The organism is Allobosea sp. CCNWLY174 (assembly GCF_037120455.1).
Taxonomy (GTDB): domain Bacteria; phylum Pseudomonadota; class Alphaproteobacteria; order Rhizobiales; family Beijerinckiaceae; genus Allobosea; species Allobosea lupini.
The window spans coordinates 452,729-466,146 of the sequence record NZ_JBBBBQ010000003.1 but is presented as its reverse complement, the minus strand read 5'-3'; the positions used below and the strand labels follow the sequence as shown (position 1 = coordinate 466,146).

16 protein-coding genes are annotated in these 13,418 nt (G+C 65.5%); 9 read left to right on the top strand and 7 right to left on the bottom strand.

What is annotated here, in order from left to right; genetic code table 11:
* Positions 1 to 5 precede the first annotated feature (5 nt).
* The 5 genes from V7S63_RS13240 (at position 6) to V7S63_RS13220 (ending at position 3,854) form a co-directional block, all read left to right on the top strand.
* Positions 6 to 647 carry an amino acid ABC transporter permease gene (locus V7S63_RS13240; RefSeq protein WP_336530548.1) on the top strand — a complete coding sequence of 214 codons (642 nt, stop codon included), beginning with the start codon at positions 6 to 8 and terminating at the stop codon, positions 645 to 647.
* A gap of 56 nt (positions 648 to 703) precedes the next feature.
* The gene (locus tag V7S63_RS13235) at positions 704 to 1,531 is read left to right on the top strand and encodes a transporter substrate-binding domain-containing protein (RefSeq protein ID WP_336530606.1); all 828 of its coding nucleotides are present in this window, start codon (positions 704 to 706) and stop codon (positions 1,529 to 1,531) included.
* 71 nt (positions 1,532 to 1,602) lie between these two features.
* The gene (locus V7S63_RS13230; RefSeq protein WP_336530605.1) at positions 1,603 to 2,334 is read left to right on the top strand and encodes an amino acid ABC transporter ATP-binding protein; all 732 of its coding nucleotides are present in this window, start codon (positions 1,603 to 1,605) and stop codon (positions 2,332 to 2,334) included.
* A 24-nt stretch (positions 2,335 to 2,358) separates the two neighbouring features.
* Positions 2,359 to 2,808, top strand: coding sequence for a type II 3-dehydroquinate dehydratase (aroQ, locus tag V7S63_RS13225; protein ID WP_091837231.1), 450 nt, complete (start codon positions 2,359 to 2,361; stop codon positions 2,806 to 2,808).
* 11 nt (positions 2,809 to 2,819) lie between these two features.
* On the top strand, positions 2,820 to 3,854 hold the full coding sequence (locus V7S63_RS13220; protein WP_336530547.1) for a Gfo/Idh/MocA family protein: 1,035 nt from the start codon (positions 2,820 to 2,822) through the stop codon (positions 3,852 to 3,854).
* 24 nt (positions 3,855 to 3,878) lie between these two features.
* On the opposite strand, the gene V7S63_RS13215 is transcribed toward V7S63_RS13220, so the two are convergent.
* The 7 genes from V7S63_RS13215 to V7S63_RS13185 all read right to left on the bottom strand — a co-directional run bounded on the left by V7S63_RS13215 (position 3,879) and on the right by V7S63_RS13185 (position 10,289).
* Positions 3,879 to 4,670 (bottom strand): enoyl-CoA hydratase-related protein, encoded by a 792-nt coding sequence (locus tag V7S63_RS13215; protein ID WP_336530546.1) that lies wholly within the window; start codon positions 4,668 to 4,670, stop codon positions 3,879 to 3,881.
* Positions 4,663 to 5,394, bottom strand: a complete 732-nt coding sequence (locus V7S63_RS13210) for an ABC transporter ATP-binding protein (RefSeq protein ID WP_091837235.1) — start codon at positions 5,392 to 5,394, stop codon at positions 4,663 to 4,665. The genes V7S63_RS13215 and V7S63_RS13210 overlap by 8 nt, the downstream gene beginning before the upstream one ends.
* Before the next feature lie 7 nt (positions 5,395 to 5,401).
* A complete protein-coding gene (locus tag V7S63_RS13205; RefSeq protein ID WP_100961554.1) occupies positions 5,402 to 6,145 on the bottom strand; it encodes an ABC transporter ATP-binding protein in 744 nt (247 codons plus the stop codon).
* Complete coding sequence (locus V7S63_RS13200; protein WP_091837240.1) at positions 6,142 to 7,155, bottom strand: branched-chain amino acid ABC transporter permease; 1,014 nt, start codon at positions 7,153 to 7,155, stop codon at positions 6,142 to 6,144. The genes V7S63_RS13205 and V7S63_RS13200 overlap by 4 nt, the downstream gene beginning before the upstream one ends.
* Entirely contained in the window at positions 7,152 to 8,027 is an 876-nt protein-coding gene (locus tag V7S63_RS13195; protein ID WP_091837242.1) for a branched-chain amino acid ABC transporter permease, read from the bottom strand. The genes V7S63_RS13200 and V7S63_RS13195 overlap by 4 nt, the downstream gene beginning before the upstream one ends.
* 57 nt (positions 8,028 to 8,084) lie before the next feature.
* Positions 8,085 to 9,221 (bottom strand): ABC transporter substrate-binding protein, encoded by a 1,137-nt coding sequence (locus V7S63_RS13190; protein ID WP_336530604.1) that lies wholly within the window; start codon positions 9,219 to 9,221, stop codon positions 8,085 to 8,087.
* 141 nt (positions 9,222 to 9,362) lie between these two features.
* Positions 9,363 to 10,289, bottom strand: coding sequence for a LysR family transcriptional regulator (locus V7S63_RS13185; protein WP_336530545.1), 927 nt, complete (start codon positions 10,287 to 10,289; stop codon positions 9,363 to 9,365).
* Between the two features lie 96 nt (positions 10,290 to 10,385).
* On the opposite strand from V7S63_RS13185, the gene V7S63_RS13180 reads away from it, so the two are divergent.
* Genes V7S63_RS13180 through V7S63_RS13165 form a run of 4 tightly spaced genes read left to right on the top strand, consistent with a single transcriptional unit; the run spans position 10,386 to position 13,393 of the window.
* The gene (locus tag V7S63_RS13180) at positions 10,386 to 11,333 is read left to right on the top strand and encodes a ketopantoate reductase family protein (RefSeq protein WP_336530544.1); all 948 of its coding nucleotides are present in this window, start codon (positions 10,386 to 10,388) and stop codon (positions 11,331 to 11,333) included.
* Positions 11,330 to 11,698 carry a VOC family protein gene (locus V7S63_RS13175; protein WP_336530543.1) on the top strand — a complete coding sequence of 123 codons (369 nt, stop codon included), beginning with the start codon at positions 11,330 to 11,332 and terminating at the stop codon, positions 11,696 to 11,698. The genes V7S63_RS13180 and V7S63_RS13175 overlap by 4 nt, the downstream gene beginning before the upstream one ends.
* Positions 11,699 to 11,706: 8 nt before the next feature.
* Complete coding sequence (locus V7S63_RS13170; RefSeq protein ID WP_336530542.1) at positions 11,707 to 12,180, top strand: MaoC family dehydratase; 474 nt, start codon at positions 11,707 to 11,709, stop codon at positions 12,178 to 12,180.
* Between the two features lies 1 nt (position 12,181).
* A complete protein-coding gene (locus V7S63_RS13165; RefSeq protein ID WP_336530541.1) occupies positions 12,182 to 13,393 on the top strand; it encodes a CaiB/BaiF CoA transferase family protein in 1,212 nt (403 codons plus the stop codon).
* The last annotated feature ends 25 nt before the right edge of the window (positions 13,394 to 13,418 follow it).

Below are 13,418 nucleotides of genomic sequence, written 5' to 3'. Positions count from 1 at the left end.
GCGCGATGGGTGCGAACGAGTTCCTCTTCCTGCTCACCGGCCTGAAATGGACCGTGCTGCTGTCCATCGTCGGCTTCATCGGCGGCGGCGTCTTCGGGCTCGCCATCGCGCTGGCGCGGACCTCCGGCCGGCCGCTGCTCGAGCGGGTCACGGCCGGCTATATCGCCCTGTTCCAGGGCACGCCGCTGCTGATGCAGCTCTTCGTCGTCTATTATGGGCTGGCGCTGGTGGGGCTGAAGCTCGATGCCTGGGTCGCCGTCGCGATCGGCTTCACGCTCCATGCCAGCGCCTATCTCGGCGAGATCTGGCGCGGTTCGATCGAGGCCGTGCCGAAGGGGCAGACCGAGGCCGCCAAGGCGCTGAGCCTGCATTATGTCTGGCGGATGAAGGACGTGATCCTGCCGCAGGCGATCCGCATCTCGCTGCCGGCGACGATCGGCTTCCTGGTCCAGCTGATCAAGGGCACCTCGCTCGCCGCCATCGTCGGCTTCACCGAGCTGACGCGCGCCGGCAACATCGTCTCCAACCAGATCTTCCAGCCGCTGCTCGTCTTCGGGATCGTCGGCGCACTCTACTTCCTGCTGTGCTGGCCGCTTTCGCTCTACGGCTCGCATCTGGAGCGGCGCATGGCCATCGCCACGCGCTGAGCAGACCTCCTTCACCGCCTACCCGTCAACAACGACCAAGGGAGAGAAACATGTCGATCTTCAAGCCCACCCGCCGCAGCCTGCTCGTGACCGGAGCGGTGAGCCTCGCGATGCCGGCCGTGCTCACCCGCGCGGCCTTCGCCACCACGCCGGATGAGATCAAGAAACGCGGCAAGGTGATCGTCGGCATCCAGGGCGACAACCCGCCCTTCGGCTTTGTGAATACCAGCGGCAAGCAGGAAGGTCTCGACGCTGCGATGGGCGAGCTCTTCGCCAAGGAGCTCGGCGTCCAGGTCGAGTTCACGCCGCTCGCAGTCGCCAATCGGATTCCGGCACTGACCGCGGGCCGCGTCGACGTGCTGTTCGCCACCATGGCGATGCTGCCCGAGCGCGCCAAGGCCGTTCAGTACAGCAAGCCTTACGCGGCTAACTACATCACGCTGGTCGCGGCGAAGAGCACCGTCGTCAAGACCAATGCCGATATGGGCAAGCTGGTGATCGGCGTGCCTCGATCCAGCACGCAGGACACGCAGATCACCAAGAATGCGCCAGAGGGCACGACGATCCGCCGCTATGACGACGACGCCGCAACCCTCCAGGCGCTGTTGTCCGGGCAGGTGCAGGCGGTCGGTGCCAACATGTTCTATGTCCAGCGGCTCAACGCGCAGAAGCCCGATACCTTCGAGGACAAGCTCGAATTCCAGCGCCTCTACAACGGCGCCTGCACCCGCCTCGGCGAAAAGGAGATCAACGCGACGCTCAACAGCTTCATCGACAAGGTCAAGGCCAATGGCGAGCTCGCCAAGGCCTATGCCACCTGGATGAAGGTGCCCCTGCCCGAATTCCCGGCCAGCGTCGAAGGCGTGCCCTTCGTCGTGAGCTGAGCGAGCGACCGATCGGAACCGGGGCCATGAACCAGCCGAATGCCGAAGCGCCCTTGGGCGGGGCGGACGCCATGATCGCGATGAACCATGTCGAGAAATGGTATGGCGAGTTCAAGGCCCTGACCGACATCAATCTCGCGGTCCGCAAAGGCGAGCGCATCGTGCTTTGCGGGCCGTCAGGGTCCGGCAAATCGACGCTGATCCGCTGCATCAACCATCTGGAAGGCTACCAGAAGGGCGAAATCCGGGTCGGCGGCACCAAGCTCGGAGACGATGCGAAGACGATCGACGCGGTGCGCCGCGAGGTCGGCATGGTCTTCCAGCATTTCAACCTGTTCCCCCATCTGAGCGTGCTGCAGAACTGCATGCTGGCGCCGATGCGCTCGCTCGGGGTGAGCAAGGCGGAGGCCGAGGCGACCGCCCGCACGCTGCTCGGCCGCGTCAAGATACTCGAACAGGCGGAGAAATATCCGGCGCAACTCTCCGGCGGCCAGCAGCAGCGCGTCGCCATCGCGCGGGCGCTCTGCATGAGACCCAAGGTGATGCTGTTCGACGAACCGACCTCGGCGCTCGACCCGGAGATGGTCAAGGAGGTGCTAGACACCATGATCACGCTCGCCGAGGAGGGCATGACCATGATCTGCGTCACCCATGAGATGGGTTTTGCCCGGCAGGTGGCGAACCGCGTCATCTTCATGGCCTCTGGCGCGATCGTCGAGGAGGCGCCGCCGGAAGAGTTCTTCGGCAATCCGCGTCACGAACGGACCCGGCGGTTCCTCGGCGAAATCCTGCACAAGCACTGACAACCCCAACTGAACGGATCGCAGATGTCACGCCTCGTCTATGTCCTGAACGGACCGAACCTCAACCTGCTCGGCAAGCGCCAGCCGCACATCTATGGCCATGAGACGCTGGCCGATGTCGAGCGCGACTGCCGCAAGCTTGCCGAGGAACTGAAGCTCGAGCTGCGCTTTCACCAGTCCAATCGCGAATACGAGATCATCGACTGGATCCACGAGGCGCGTGAGACCGCCGGCGGCATCGTCATCAACCCGGCTGCCTTCACCCATACCTCGGTCGCGATCCTCGACGCGTTGAACACCTTCGAGGCGCCCGTCATCGAGTGCCACATCTCGAACGTGCACAAGCGCGAGGCCTTCCGGCACCATTCCTATGTCTCGCTGCGCGCCGACGGCGTCATCGCCGGCTTCGGCACGCAGGGCTACCAGCTCGCTTTGCGGCGCGTCGCCAGGCTCATCGACGAGAAGGCCGCGTGAGGATCGATCCGATGACGCCCGTGAAGATCGCGGTGATGGGAGCCGGGCTGATCGGCAAGCGTCACGCCGAGCACGTCGCCAGCGAAGCCGGCGCCACGCTCTGCGCCATCGTCGATCCGTCCGAGATCGGCAGGACACTGGCCGAGCGGCTGGGCGCGCGCTGGTATCGCAGCTTTGGCGATATGATCGCCGAGGATCGGCCGGAAGGCGTGATCATCGCGACCCCGAACCAGCTCCATGTCGCGAACGGGCTGGAGGCGATCGAGGCCGGCATCCCCGCCATCGTCGAAAAGCCGATCGCCGACGATCTGGCCGGCGGCGCCAGGCTGGTGGAGGCTGCGGAGCGGGCTTCGGTTCCGCTCCTGGTCGGCCATCACCGTCGCTACAACCCCATGATCGCCAAGGCCAAGGAAATCATCGACAGCGGCAGGCTCGGCCGCGTCCTGTCCCTGCACGGGCATTTCTGGCTGATGAAGCCGGATGACTATTTCGATGTCGGCTGGCGGCGGGAGGAAGGCGCGGGTCCCGTGCTCCTCAACCTGATCCATGATGTCGATCTGTTCCGCTACCTCTGCGGCGAAGTCGTCTCCGTGCAGGCGCAAAGCTCGAACGCCGTCCGAGGGCATGCCGTCGAGGAGACGGCCGTCATCCTGCTCCGCTTCGCCAGCGGCGCGCTGGGCACGGTGAACGTCTCGGATTCGATCGTGGCGCCGTGGAGCTGGGAGCTCACCACCGGGGAGAACCCCGTCTATCCGCAGCAGGACCAGGGCTGTTACCAGATCGGCGGCACCCATGGCGCCTTGACGGTGCCACAGCTCGAGGTCTGGTCGAACCGCGACAAGCGCAGCTGGTGGGAGCCGTTGCAGCGCGAGCGGGTGCCGTTCGTCCCCGAGGACCCGCTCAAGCTCCAGATCCGGCACTTCTGCGATGTCATTCGCAATGGCGCCGCACCGATCGCCTCGGGGCGCGAAGGCCTGGCGACGCTCGCCGTCATCGACGCCGTCAAGCGCTCGGCGGCAACCGGGACGATCGTCTCGCTCGGTTGACGCCTCTCGGTGTGCCCCGCGCGGCTACTCGTACAGCCAGTTCGGCTCCCGGCGCTCCAGGAAGGCGCTCTGGCCCTCGATCGCGTCACGGCTTTCGAGCATCCGGATCGCCGCCGGGTAGGACCGGCTCATCGAGGCCGCGAGATCGGGGCTCGCGAGGCAGTCGCGGATGATGGCCTTGGACGCTTCGATCGCCAGCGGGGCGTTGGCGACGATCATATGGGCGACGTCGCGCACCTTGCTGCGCAGTTCCGCTGCAGGGACGTGATCGTTGATCAGGCCGAGGGTCTTCGCTTCCGCGGCCGAAACCCGCCGGCCCGTCAGGGCGAGGTCCATGGCGAACTTGGTCGGCAGGCTGCGCGCGAGGCGCTGCAGGCCGCCGCCGCCGAGCGCGGCCAACCCGACGCGAGGCTCCGGGAAACCGAACTCGGCATGGTCGGCCGCATAGGCCATGTCGCAGGCGAGCACGATTTCGGCCCCGCCGCCCAGGGCGAACCCGTTCACCGCAGCGATGACGGGCTTGTCGAGATCGAAGCGAGCGGTCAGTCCCCCATAGCCGGTCGGCGGATAGTCGTCGGCATTGGTCCGGGCCCGGGCCTTGATGTCGCTGCCGGCGCAGAAGGCGCGCTCGCCTGCGCCCGTCAGGATCGCGACGCGTAAGGTGGGGTCGGCGGCATAGGCGTCGAAAATGCGGTGGAGTTCGCGGTGCGCCGACGGGTGGATCGCATTGCGAACCTCGGGACGGTTGAGGGTGATCCACAGCAGCGGCCCCTCGACCTCGACGAGGATGTGTTCGAGGCTGGTCAGGTCAGTCATGCGCCAGGCCGCCCAGGAACAGTTCGGCGACGCGAGGATCGTGCAGGATCTCCTTCGCTGGCCCGAAGATCCGTGCCTGCCCGAGCTCCAGCACCAGCGCGTGATCGGAGATCTCCAGAGCCGAACGCGCATTCTGCTCGATCAGCAGGATGGTGACGCCGGCGGCGCGCAATTCCTGCAAGGCGGCGAAGGTTTCCTGGACGAGTTTCGGAGACAGGCCGATCGAGGGCTCGTCGATCAGGATCAGCTTGGGATCGAGCAGGAGGCCGCGCGCGATCTCGAGCTGCTTCTGCTGCCCGCCGGAGAGGGTGGATGCCTGGACGGACGCCTTTTCGCGCAGTGCCGGAAACCGCTCGAACGCGCGCTCGATCCGTCGCGGCAGATCGTCGAGGCGCCGCGCCGCCGTCACGGCGCCGAGCTCGATGTTATGGCGCACCGAGAGCTGCGGGAAGATGTTGCGCCCCTGGGGAATATAGCAAATCCCTGCCGCCAGCAGGTCACGTGGCGGCAGGTTGGTGATGTCCCTCCCCTCGAAGCCGATCCTGCCGGCGCGCGCGGGCAGCATGCCGAAGATCGTCTTGAAGACGGTCGACTTGCCGGCCCCGTTCGGTCCGATCACCGTCGTGATGCCGCCGCGCGGGACCGAGAATGTCGTGCCGTTGAGAATGGTCATCCTGCCGTATCCGGCGGTGACGTTCTCGAGGGCCAGGACCGGTTCGCTCATCGAAGGATCAATGTCCGAGATAGGCATCGATCACGGCCGGGTTCGCCCTGATCTCGGCCGGAGTGCCGATGGCCAGAACGCGTCCCTCCGCCATTACCACGACGCGCTGACAGAGGCTCATGACGAACTCCATATTGTGCTCGATGACGACGAAGGTGGCGCCGAGCTCGGTATTGATCGCCCGCAACCGCTCTTTCAGCGCGCCCAGCATGGTGAGGTTGACGCCGCCGGCCGGCTCGTCGAGGAGGACGAGGCGCGGGCCCGCCATGAAGGCCATCGCCGCGTCCAGGAGCTTCTGCTGGCCGTAGGACAGGCCGCCGGCCTTCTCGCCGGCCAGATGCGACATCTTGAAGAATGCGATCATCCGGTCCGCCGCCTCGCCGAGGCCGGCATCGCGCGGCCCGAACAGCCGGCTGACCATCGTGCCGCGATGCTCCTGTCCGGCCAGGATCAGATTCTCGCGCACCGACATCTCCGGGAAGACCTGGAGAAGCTGGAACGTCCGGCTGACGCCAAGCCGGCTCAGCCTGGCCGGCCTCATGCCGGTGATGTCGTGTCCATCCAGCATCACGCGGCCGGCGGTCGGTTCGAGCTGACCGAGGACCGCGTTGAACAAGGTCGACTTGCCGCAGCCATTCGGGCCGATCAGGCCGAGGATCTCGCCCTTGTTGACATCGAAGCTGACGCCATCCACGGCGCGTATGCCGCCAAAATGCTTCTTGATGCCGTGGATCTCCAGAACCTTGGTCATGAGGCGCTGCCTGCATCATAGGTCGGAACGGCCGCCTGGCGGGCGAGCGAAGCGCGGCGGGTGCGGGCGTCCGCGGTCCGGCGCTCGACCCAGCCGAGGATGCCCGAAGGCGAGTAGATCAGCAGGACCATGACCAGCAGCGCATAGGCGATGAGGTAGTACCCTTGCGTGTAGTCGCGCAGCCATTCGGGCAGGAGGACGGCGATCAGGGCTCCGAGCGCCGGCCCGAGGAAATAGCCGGAGCCGCCGACGATCACCATCAGAAGCAGGCTGAAGGACAGCGGCAGGCCGAACGGGTTGGGGTCGATGAACTCGACCAGCGGCGCGTAGAGCACGCCCGCCACCCCGCCCATCGTCGAGCCGATCGCGAAGGCCATCAGCGTGTAGCGGCGGGTGTCAACGCCGAGGGACTGCGCCCGCGCAGGGTTTTCACGCAGCGCCGTGAAGGCGCGTCCCCAGGGGGAATTGACCAGCCACAGCATCAGGCCGGCGCAGATCACGAGCCAGGCGAGCGAGAAATAATAGAAGTTCAGGTGGTGCTTGAGCGAGACCCCGAAGAGGGTCGGACGCGGAATGCCGAAGATCCCGTAGGTCCCCTTGGTCAGCCACTCCTCGTTGCGGAAGACGAGGTAGGCCAGCGTCGCGAAGGACAGGGTGACGAAGGCGAGGTAATGATGCTGGACACGCAGGGCCGGATAGCCGAGCAGCCAGCCGATCGCGAAGCACAGCGCGACGGTCAGCAGCAGGGGCGCATAGAGCGGCCAGCCATTCACCGTCATGATCGCCGTGGCGTAGGCGCCGATGCCGACGAAGGCGCCCTGCGCGAGCGACACCTGGCCAGCATAGCCGAGCGTCAGGTTGAGCCCCATCGCCGCGATGGTCATGACCGCCCACATGGCGAGCATGTAGTTGCCGAACCGCGAGAGCGTCAGCGGCAGGAAAAGCAGGATACAGGCCACGCCGATCGCAAGGGCGCAAGCGGCGGGGCGGGAGCGCAGCAAGGCGATCATACCGTCCGCTCCTCCTTGCGTCCCGCGATCCCGTGCGGGCGGAACAGGATCACGGCGATCAGGATGAAGAGCGGCACCGCGCTGCGGTACTGGGTGGAGATGTAGGCGGCGGCCAGATTGTCGACGACGCCGAGCAGGAAGCCACCGATGATGGCGCCGCGGAGCTGGTTGAACCCGCCGATGATGGCGGCGATGAACGCCGCAAGACCAAGGGTCTCGCCGCTGGAGAATTTCGCCAGATAGATCGGCGTGACCAGCAGCGAGGCGATCGAGACGAGCACCGCGTTGATGACGAAGGTCAGCAGGATCATGCGCTCGACCGGAATGCCGAGCAGCCGCGCCACGGTGGGGTTCTGCGCCGTCGCCTGCATCTGGCGCCCGATGGAGGTGCGCTCAAGCAGCAGGGTCAGGCCGATGATCGCGCCGATCGCGGTGACGATGATGCCGATGTGCTGCAGCGAGATGTTGGCGCCGAGAATGGCGAGGTTCCTGTCGGGGACCAGCGAAGGAAATGGGTAGGCTTCGGCGCTGTAGAGATCCTTGACGCTTTCCTTCATGAAGATCGCCAGCGCCATCGTCGCGATCGCCATGGGCAGGACCCCGTGCTTGATCATGGGATCGACGAGCATCTGCTTGAACATCGCGCCGAGGATCACGACGGACATGCCGATCGTCACCAGAGCGGCGAGCCAATAGGGCGCGCCCATGCCCATCGCGATCAACGCGAAAAACGCCGGCAGCATGACGAACTCGCCCTGGGCAAAATTGATGGTTTGTGACGCCTGCCAAAGCAATGCGAAGCCGATCGCGACGACGGCGTAGATCGCGCCGGTGGCAAGCCCACCGACGATCAGGGTTGAAAATGTCGACATGGGCTCGTTCGAGACGCGAGGGGTTTCCGAGACGCCACCGGAGCGGCGCCGGCCGGGCTACGGCTTCAGCGCGGGAAGGGTCTTGGTGATAACGGTGGTGCCGTTCTGGACCTCGGCGAGGAAGCCGATTCGGTCGAGATCGCCGTTCTGGTCGATGCTGACGTCCATCAGCATGCCGGGCTCGTCGGCAGCCTTGACCGACAGGCCCTTGAGCGCTGCGGTCAGACCCTTGGGGTCGAGCTTGCCCATTTTCTGCGTGCCGGCCTTGATCGTGTAGATGCCGAGATAGCCCTTCATCGAATTGTGGTCCGGCACGTAGTTGTACTTCGCCATGAACTTGCGCCGATACGCTTCGATCGAGGGGATCGGCGCGTCAGCCGTCAGGCCGACATGGCCGCGGACGCCGTTGGCAGCGTCGCCGGCGAGCTCGATCACCTTCTGGTTGAGCAGCGTCGTTTCACCGATCAGCGGCTTCTTGATCCCCTGCTTCTGGATCTCCTTGAGGATGCGCGCGCTTTCTTCCTCATGCAGGTAGATGAAGACGGCATCGACCTCGGCCTGCTTGAGCTTGGCGACGTCCGCCGCGAAATCGACCTGCGCCGCTTCCGTGGAAATGTCGGCGCTGATCGTCACGCCGCGCGCCTTGAGCTCCTTGGTGATGCCGTCGCGGCCGCCCTTGCCGAAATCGTTGTTCACCCAGATGACTGCGACATTCTTCGCCTTGAGATCGTCGGCCATATAGGCTGCGAGTTTCGGCATGGAGATCTGCTGGCCGAACGATGTCCTGATCAGCGTCTTCAGCCCCATCTGCGTCAGTTCGGCCGCTTCGCCGCCGATGACGTTGGTGACGCCCGACTCCGAGGTGAGCTGGGCGGTGACCTTGATTGAGCCCGAATAGACCGGCCCGAGCACCGCATAGGGATTTGCGTCCAATGCCTTCTGCACGAGGCCGCGCGCGACGCCGGGATTGGTCTGGCTGTCGGCGCAGTTCATCTCGATCTTCTGGCCGAGCAGCCCGCCGGCTGCGTTGATCTCGTCAATCGCGAGGTTCGCCCCATTGCGGAAATTGATCCCGACTGTCGCTCCCGGCCCGGAAAGCTCGCTGACACAGGCGATCTTCACCTGCGCCTGCGCCAGGTCGGCGAAGGCCGCGACGGCGACGATTGACAGCGATGACAGCAACAGGTTGCGCAGAGTCATGGAACCCTCCCCTTGGTCTCTTGCCGACAGGAGCCGGGCGATGCCGCATCTGTCGACTGGACGTTCTCAGGGGTAATAGCGGGGCGCGTCGCCGCCATGTCTATGCAATGAAGACAATGATCGTCATTGAAGCAATCAATGTCGCTTCCGCTCGGCCTGCCCGGTGAACACCCGCGCGCACAACGACCTGAGCCATTGGTTCGCCGGATCCCGATGATAGCGGGCGTGCCAGTGCTGCTTGACGAAAAAGCCGTCGATGGCGAACGGGCATTCGTGAACGGCAAGGCCGCCGAGCTTGGCGAGCGTCGTGCCGATATGGCGGGGCAGGGTCGCGATGAGGTCGCTATCCGCGAGGATCGACGAGAGCCCCAGAAATCCGGGAAGACGCAGGACGATCCGGCGATCGATGCCGTGGCTCGCCAGGGCCTTCTCGAGCAGCAATTGTCCGGTTCCGTAGATGATGCCGATATGGGCCGCAGCCTGATAGGTGCGCAGCGACAGCCCCTGCGTCAGCTGCGGATGCCCTTGGCGCGCGAGACAGATCCAGTCCTGCTCGAACAGCTTCTGCTGATAGAAGCCGTTCTCGAGGCTCGGGATCAATCCCAGCGCCAGGTCGACATCGCCGGATTGCAGGGCGGCCGATAACCGGTCGTCGATCCGCGTAACGTCCAGCCGAATGCTCGGCGCGATCTCCCAGGCTGCCGACAGGAGCTCGGGAAGCAGGGTGATGTGGCTCGCGTCGGTCATCGCGATGACGAATGAGCGGGAGGAGGTCCCGGCGTCGAACGCGTTCCGCCATTCCGAGACCTGGCGCAGCGCCTGGAGCGCGTCGCGAACCGCGACGATAAGGCCGTCGGCGAGCGGTGTCGCCAGCATGCCGTCCGGCGTCCGCACGAAGAGCGGATCGCCGAAATGGCGCCGGAGCTTGCCGAGACCAATGCTGACGGTCGGCTGCGACAAGTCGAGCGCGTCCGCGGCCTTGGTAATGCTGCTGGTGGCGTAGATCGCATCGAACAGGCGCAGAAGCCGCAGGTCGAGGACGTCGATATCGTTCTGGCTCATTGAAAAAAGCTATGATGGTGATTTCCTTCATTACATAGACAGCTCACTCGCGCGGTCATAGCCCTTTCGCGATCGGATCGGTTGGGAAGGTCGACAGTGCGGATCTGCATCCTTGGCGCGGGAGCTCTTGGCTCCGCTATCGGAGGGACGCTCGCCGAGGCTGGGCACGAGGTCACGCTCGTCAACCGCAATCGTGGACATGTCGATGCCATTCGCGAGCGCGGGCTCGTCTTGAGGGGCGATGGCCATGATCGGATCGTGCATCTGGCTGCCGCCATCGACACCGCCGGGATGGTGCCCGTCGACCTCGTCCTCGTGCTCGTCAAATCTCCCGATACCGAGGCGGCGGTCTCGGCCGCCCGCAGTATCGTCGGGCCGGATACGCTGGTGATCTCTCTCCAGAACGGCGTCGGCCAGGAAGAACTGCTGACGTCGATCCTGGGCCTGCGGCATGTCCTCGCCGGCAGGACCTATACCGGCGGCGTGATGCTCGGGCCAGGCCATGTGCTCTGCGGCGTCGCTGGCAAGGAAACCATCATCGGCGAGATGGACGGCGCGGTAACGCCACGCGCCGCCGCTCTTGCGCAGGCATTGACCGAGGCCGGCCTGGACACGCGCGTCAGCGCCGAGATCCGCGCCGTGATCTGGGACAAGCTGCTCGTCAATGTCGCAACCGGGGCGCTCGCGGCGGTCACCGGCCTGACCTATGGCCAGCTCTACCAATTGCCCGAGATCGAGGAGACCGCCGTCGCGGCGGTCGCAGAGGCGATGGCGGTGGCACAGGCCTGTGGAATCCGGCTGGCGACGAGCGACCCTCGCGCGCCCTGGAGAAAAGCCTCGTCGGGCCTGCCGCCGGAGTTCAAGACCTCGATGCTGCAGAGCCTCGAAAACGGCCGGCGGACCGAGATCGATTTCATCAACGGTGCCGTCGTCCGCGAAGGACGCCGGATGGGTGTTCCGACCCCGGTGAACGCGACGCTGGTCGCGCTGGTCAAGGGCGTCGAGACGAGAACGGGCATCTCGGCACGGGCGGTCGCCGCATGACGACACAGGCCTATCTCGAACATGTCGCCATTCGCGTTCGCGATCTTGCCTGGCATATCCGCTTCTTCGAGGCCGTCTTCGGATGGAAAGTCCGTCAGGTCGACGGCGACAGCGCGGATCCGAAGCAGGTCTGGATCGGCGGCATGCAACTGATCGCGGCTGCGGATTTCGACGGTGCGCGAGGCCATGCCGATCATGTCGGGATCCGGTGCGGCGACGTCGCGGCGGCCATTGCGGCCGCCCATGCCTTTTCCGACGTGACCACAGATCCGCGCGGAAGCCATTGGCTCAAGCTGCCCGATGGCTTCGTCGTCGAGCTTCTCCCGGCGGGCCCAGAGGCGCCCGCTGTCTACTCCACGCTTTGAGGTCTGCCATGGACGCCAAGAGCCCGCCCAAAAAAGCGCATGAACGCTACTTCGACGAGGTCGAGGTGGGCGACGAAGGCATCACGCCCGAAGTCACCGTGACCAAGGAGATGATCAAGGCGTATGCCGACCTGACCGGCGACCATACGCCCGTGCATGTCGACGAAGACTTCGCCAAGGCTTCGCATTTCGGCGGCATCGTCGCTCATGGCCTCTTCGGCCTCTCGCTGGCGGACGGCCTGAAGACGCGCGGCTCGCTGCAGTTCCCGCCGGGCGCTTCGCTCGGCTGGAACTGGGATTTCAAACTGCCCATCCGCGCCGACGACACGATCCATGTGAAGTATCGCGTTGCCTCCATGCGCGAAACCCGCAAGCCGGGCTGGGGGATCGTGTCGATCGCCTCCGACCTCATCAACCAGAAAGGCGAGATCGTGCAGACCGGCGAGCACAAGCTGATGATCCTGAAGCGGCCGGAGGCCTGAGATGCCACAGACCCTGCCCCTCAGCGGAATCCGCGTGATCGACTACAGCCACTTCCTGGCGGGGCCGCACATGTCGCGTTGCCTGGCGGCGATGGGCGCCGACGTCATCAAGGTCGAGCGCCCGGGCGGCGGCGACGCCGGCCGCGCGCACGGCTATTTCAAGGACGGGCAATCCGGATATTTCCTTCAGCAGAACATGGGCAAGCGCGGCATCTGCGTCGACATGAAGGACCGGCGCGGCTTCGACCTGATGATGAAGCTGGTCGAGACGGCGGACGTGTTCGTCGAGAACTACCGCCCCGGCGCGCTGGAAAAACTCGGCCTCGGCTATGCGGCTCTCTCGGCGCGCAATCCCCGGCTGGTCTATTGCTCGGTATCCGCTTACGGGCACACCGGGCCGGATGCCGCAAGGCCCGGCTTCGGCCTGATCGCCGAGGCGAAATCGGGCGCCATGGCGCAGCTCGGCACGGACGGGGAGGCGCCGCCGCTGCTGCGCATTCCCATCGCCGACATGTATGCCGGCATGCACGGCGTCGCCGCAATCTGCGCCGCCCTGCTGGGCCGCGTCGCGACCGGCAAGGGACAGCATATCGACCTGGCGCTCTACGACTGCATGATCTCGATCCATGATTATGCCGTGCAGCGCTACACCTTCTCCGATGGCGAAGAGCTCCCCAGGCGCACCGGCTCGGATTCGCCGGAAACGCCGATCTATGGCGTCTTCCCGAGCTCGGACGGTTATATTGTGATCGCCGCCCAGGTTGACGACGCCTGGGCCCGACTGGCGAGCCTGATCGGCGGCGCTGCGCTAGACCCGAAATTTGCGACGCCGACCGGCCGTGCAACGCATTACCGGGAGGCGACCGCGCTGGTGAAGGCCTGGAGCTCGGCACGCACGACGCGCGAATGCCTTGCGGCTCTCGACGCGTCGTCCGTTCCGTCCGCGCCCGTGCAGACGATCGACCAGGTGCTCGCGGATCCGCAGGTCGCGGCCCGGAACATGATTCTCGAGCAAACCCATCCGGTGCTCGGCAAAGTCAGGCTTCCCAATCTGCCGTTCCGGTTCTCGGACTGTGACACGACACCCCAGCGGGTCGCACCCTTGCTCGGTCAGCACAATGTCGAAATCGCTCGCGAGCTCGGCATCAGGGAAGAGGAGATCGCCGATATGCAGAGGGCGAACGTCCTGGCGAGCGAGCCGGCGGCCGGCTGACACACCGCTCCGGTCGTGCCGGCGG

Bases quoted from the DNA above. Each gene is read 5' to 3' on its own strand.
- V7S63_RS13240 (WP_336530548.1), top strand. From the start codon at position 6: ATGGGTGCGAACGAGTTCCTCTTCCTGCTCACCGGCCTGAAATGGACC.
- V7S63_RS13230 (WP_336530605.1), top strand. From the start codon at position 1,603: ATGATCGCGATGAACCATGTCGAGAAATGGTATGGCGAGTTCAAGGCC.
- aroQ (WP_091837231.1), top strand. From the start codon at position 2,359: ATGTCACGCCTCGTCTATGTCCTGAACGGACCGAACCTCAACCTGCTC.
- V7S63_RS13220 (WP_336530547.1), top strand. From the start codon at position 2,820: ATGACGCCCGTGAAGATCGCGGTGATGGGAGCCGGGCTGATCGGCAAG.
- V7S63_RS13215 (WP_336530546.1), bottom strand. From the start codon at position 4,670: ATGACTGACCTGACCAGCCTCGAACACATCCTCGTCGAGGTCGAGGGG.
- V7S63_RS13210 (WP_091837235.1), bottom strand. From the start codon at position 5,394: ATGAGCGAACCGGTCCTGGCCCTCGAGAACGTCACCGCCGGATACGGC.
- V7S63_RS13205 (WP_100961554.1), bottom strand. From the start codon at position 6,145: ATGACCAAGGTTCTGGAGATCCACGGCATCAAGAAGCATTTTGGCGGC.
- V7S63_RS13200 (WP_091837240.1), bottom strand. From the start codon at position 7,155: ATGATCGCCTTGCTGCGCTCCCGCCCCGCCGCTTGCGCCCTTGCGATC.
- V7S63_RS13195 (WP_091837242.1), bottom strand. From the start codon at position 8,027: ATGTCGACATTTTCAACCCTGATCGTCGGTGGGCTTGCCACCGGCGCG.
- V7S63_RS13185 (WP_336530545.1), bottom strand. From the start codon at position 10,289: ATGAGCCAGAACGATATCGACGTCCTCGACCTGCGGCTTCTGCGCCTG.
- V7S63_RS13175 (WP_336530543.1), top strand. From the start codon at position 11,330: ATGACGACACAGGCCTATCTCGAACATGTCGCCATTCGCGTTCGCGAT.
- V7S63_RS13170 (WP_336530542.1), top strand. From the start codon at position 11,707: ATGGACGCCAAGAGCCCGCCCAAAAAAGCGCATGAACGCTACTTCGAC.
- V7S63_RS13165 (WP_336530541.1), top strand. From the start codon at position 12,182: ATGCCACAGACCCTGCCCCTCAGCGGAATCCGCGTGATCGACTACAGC.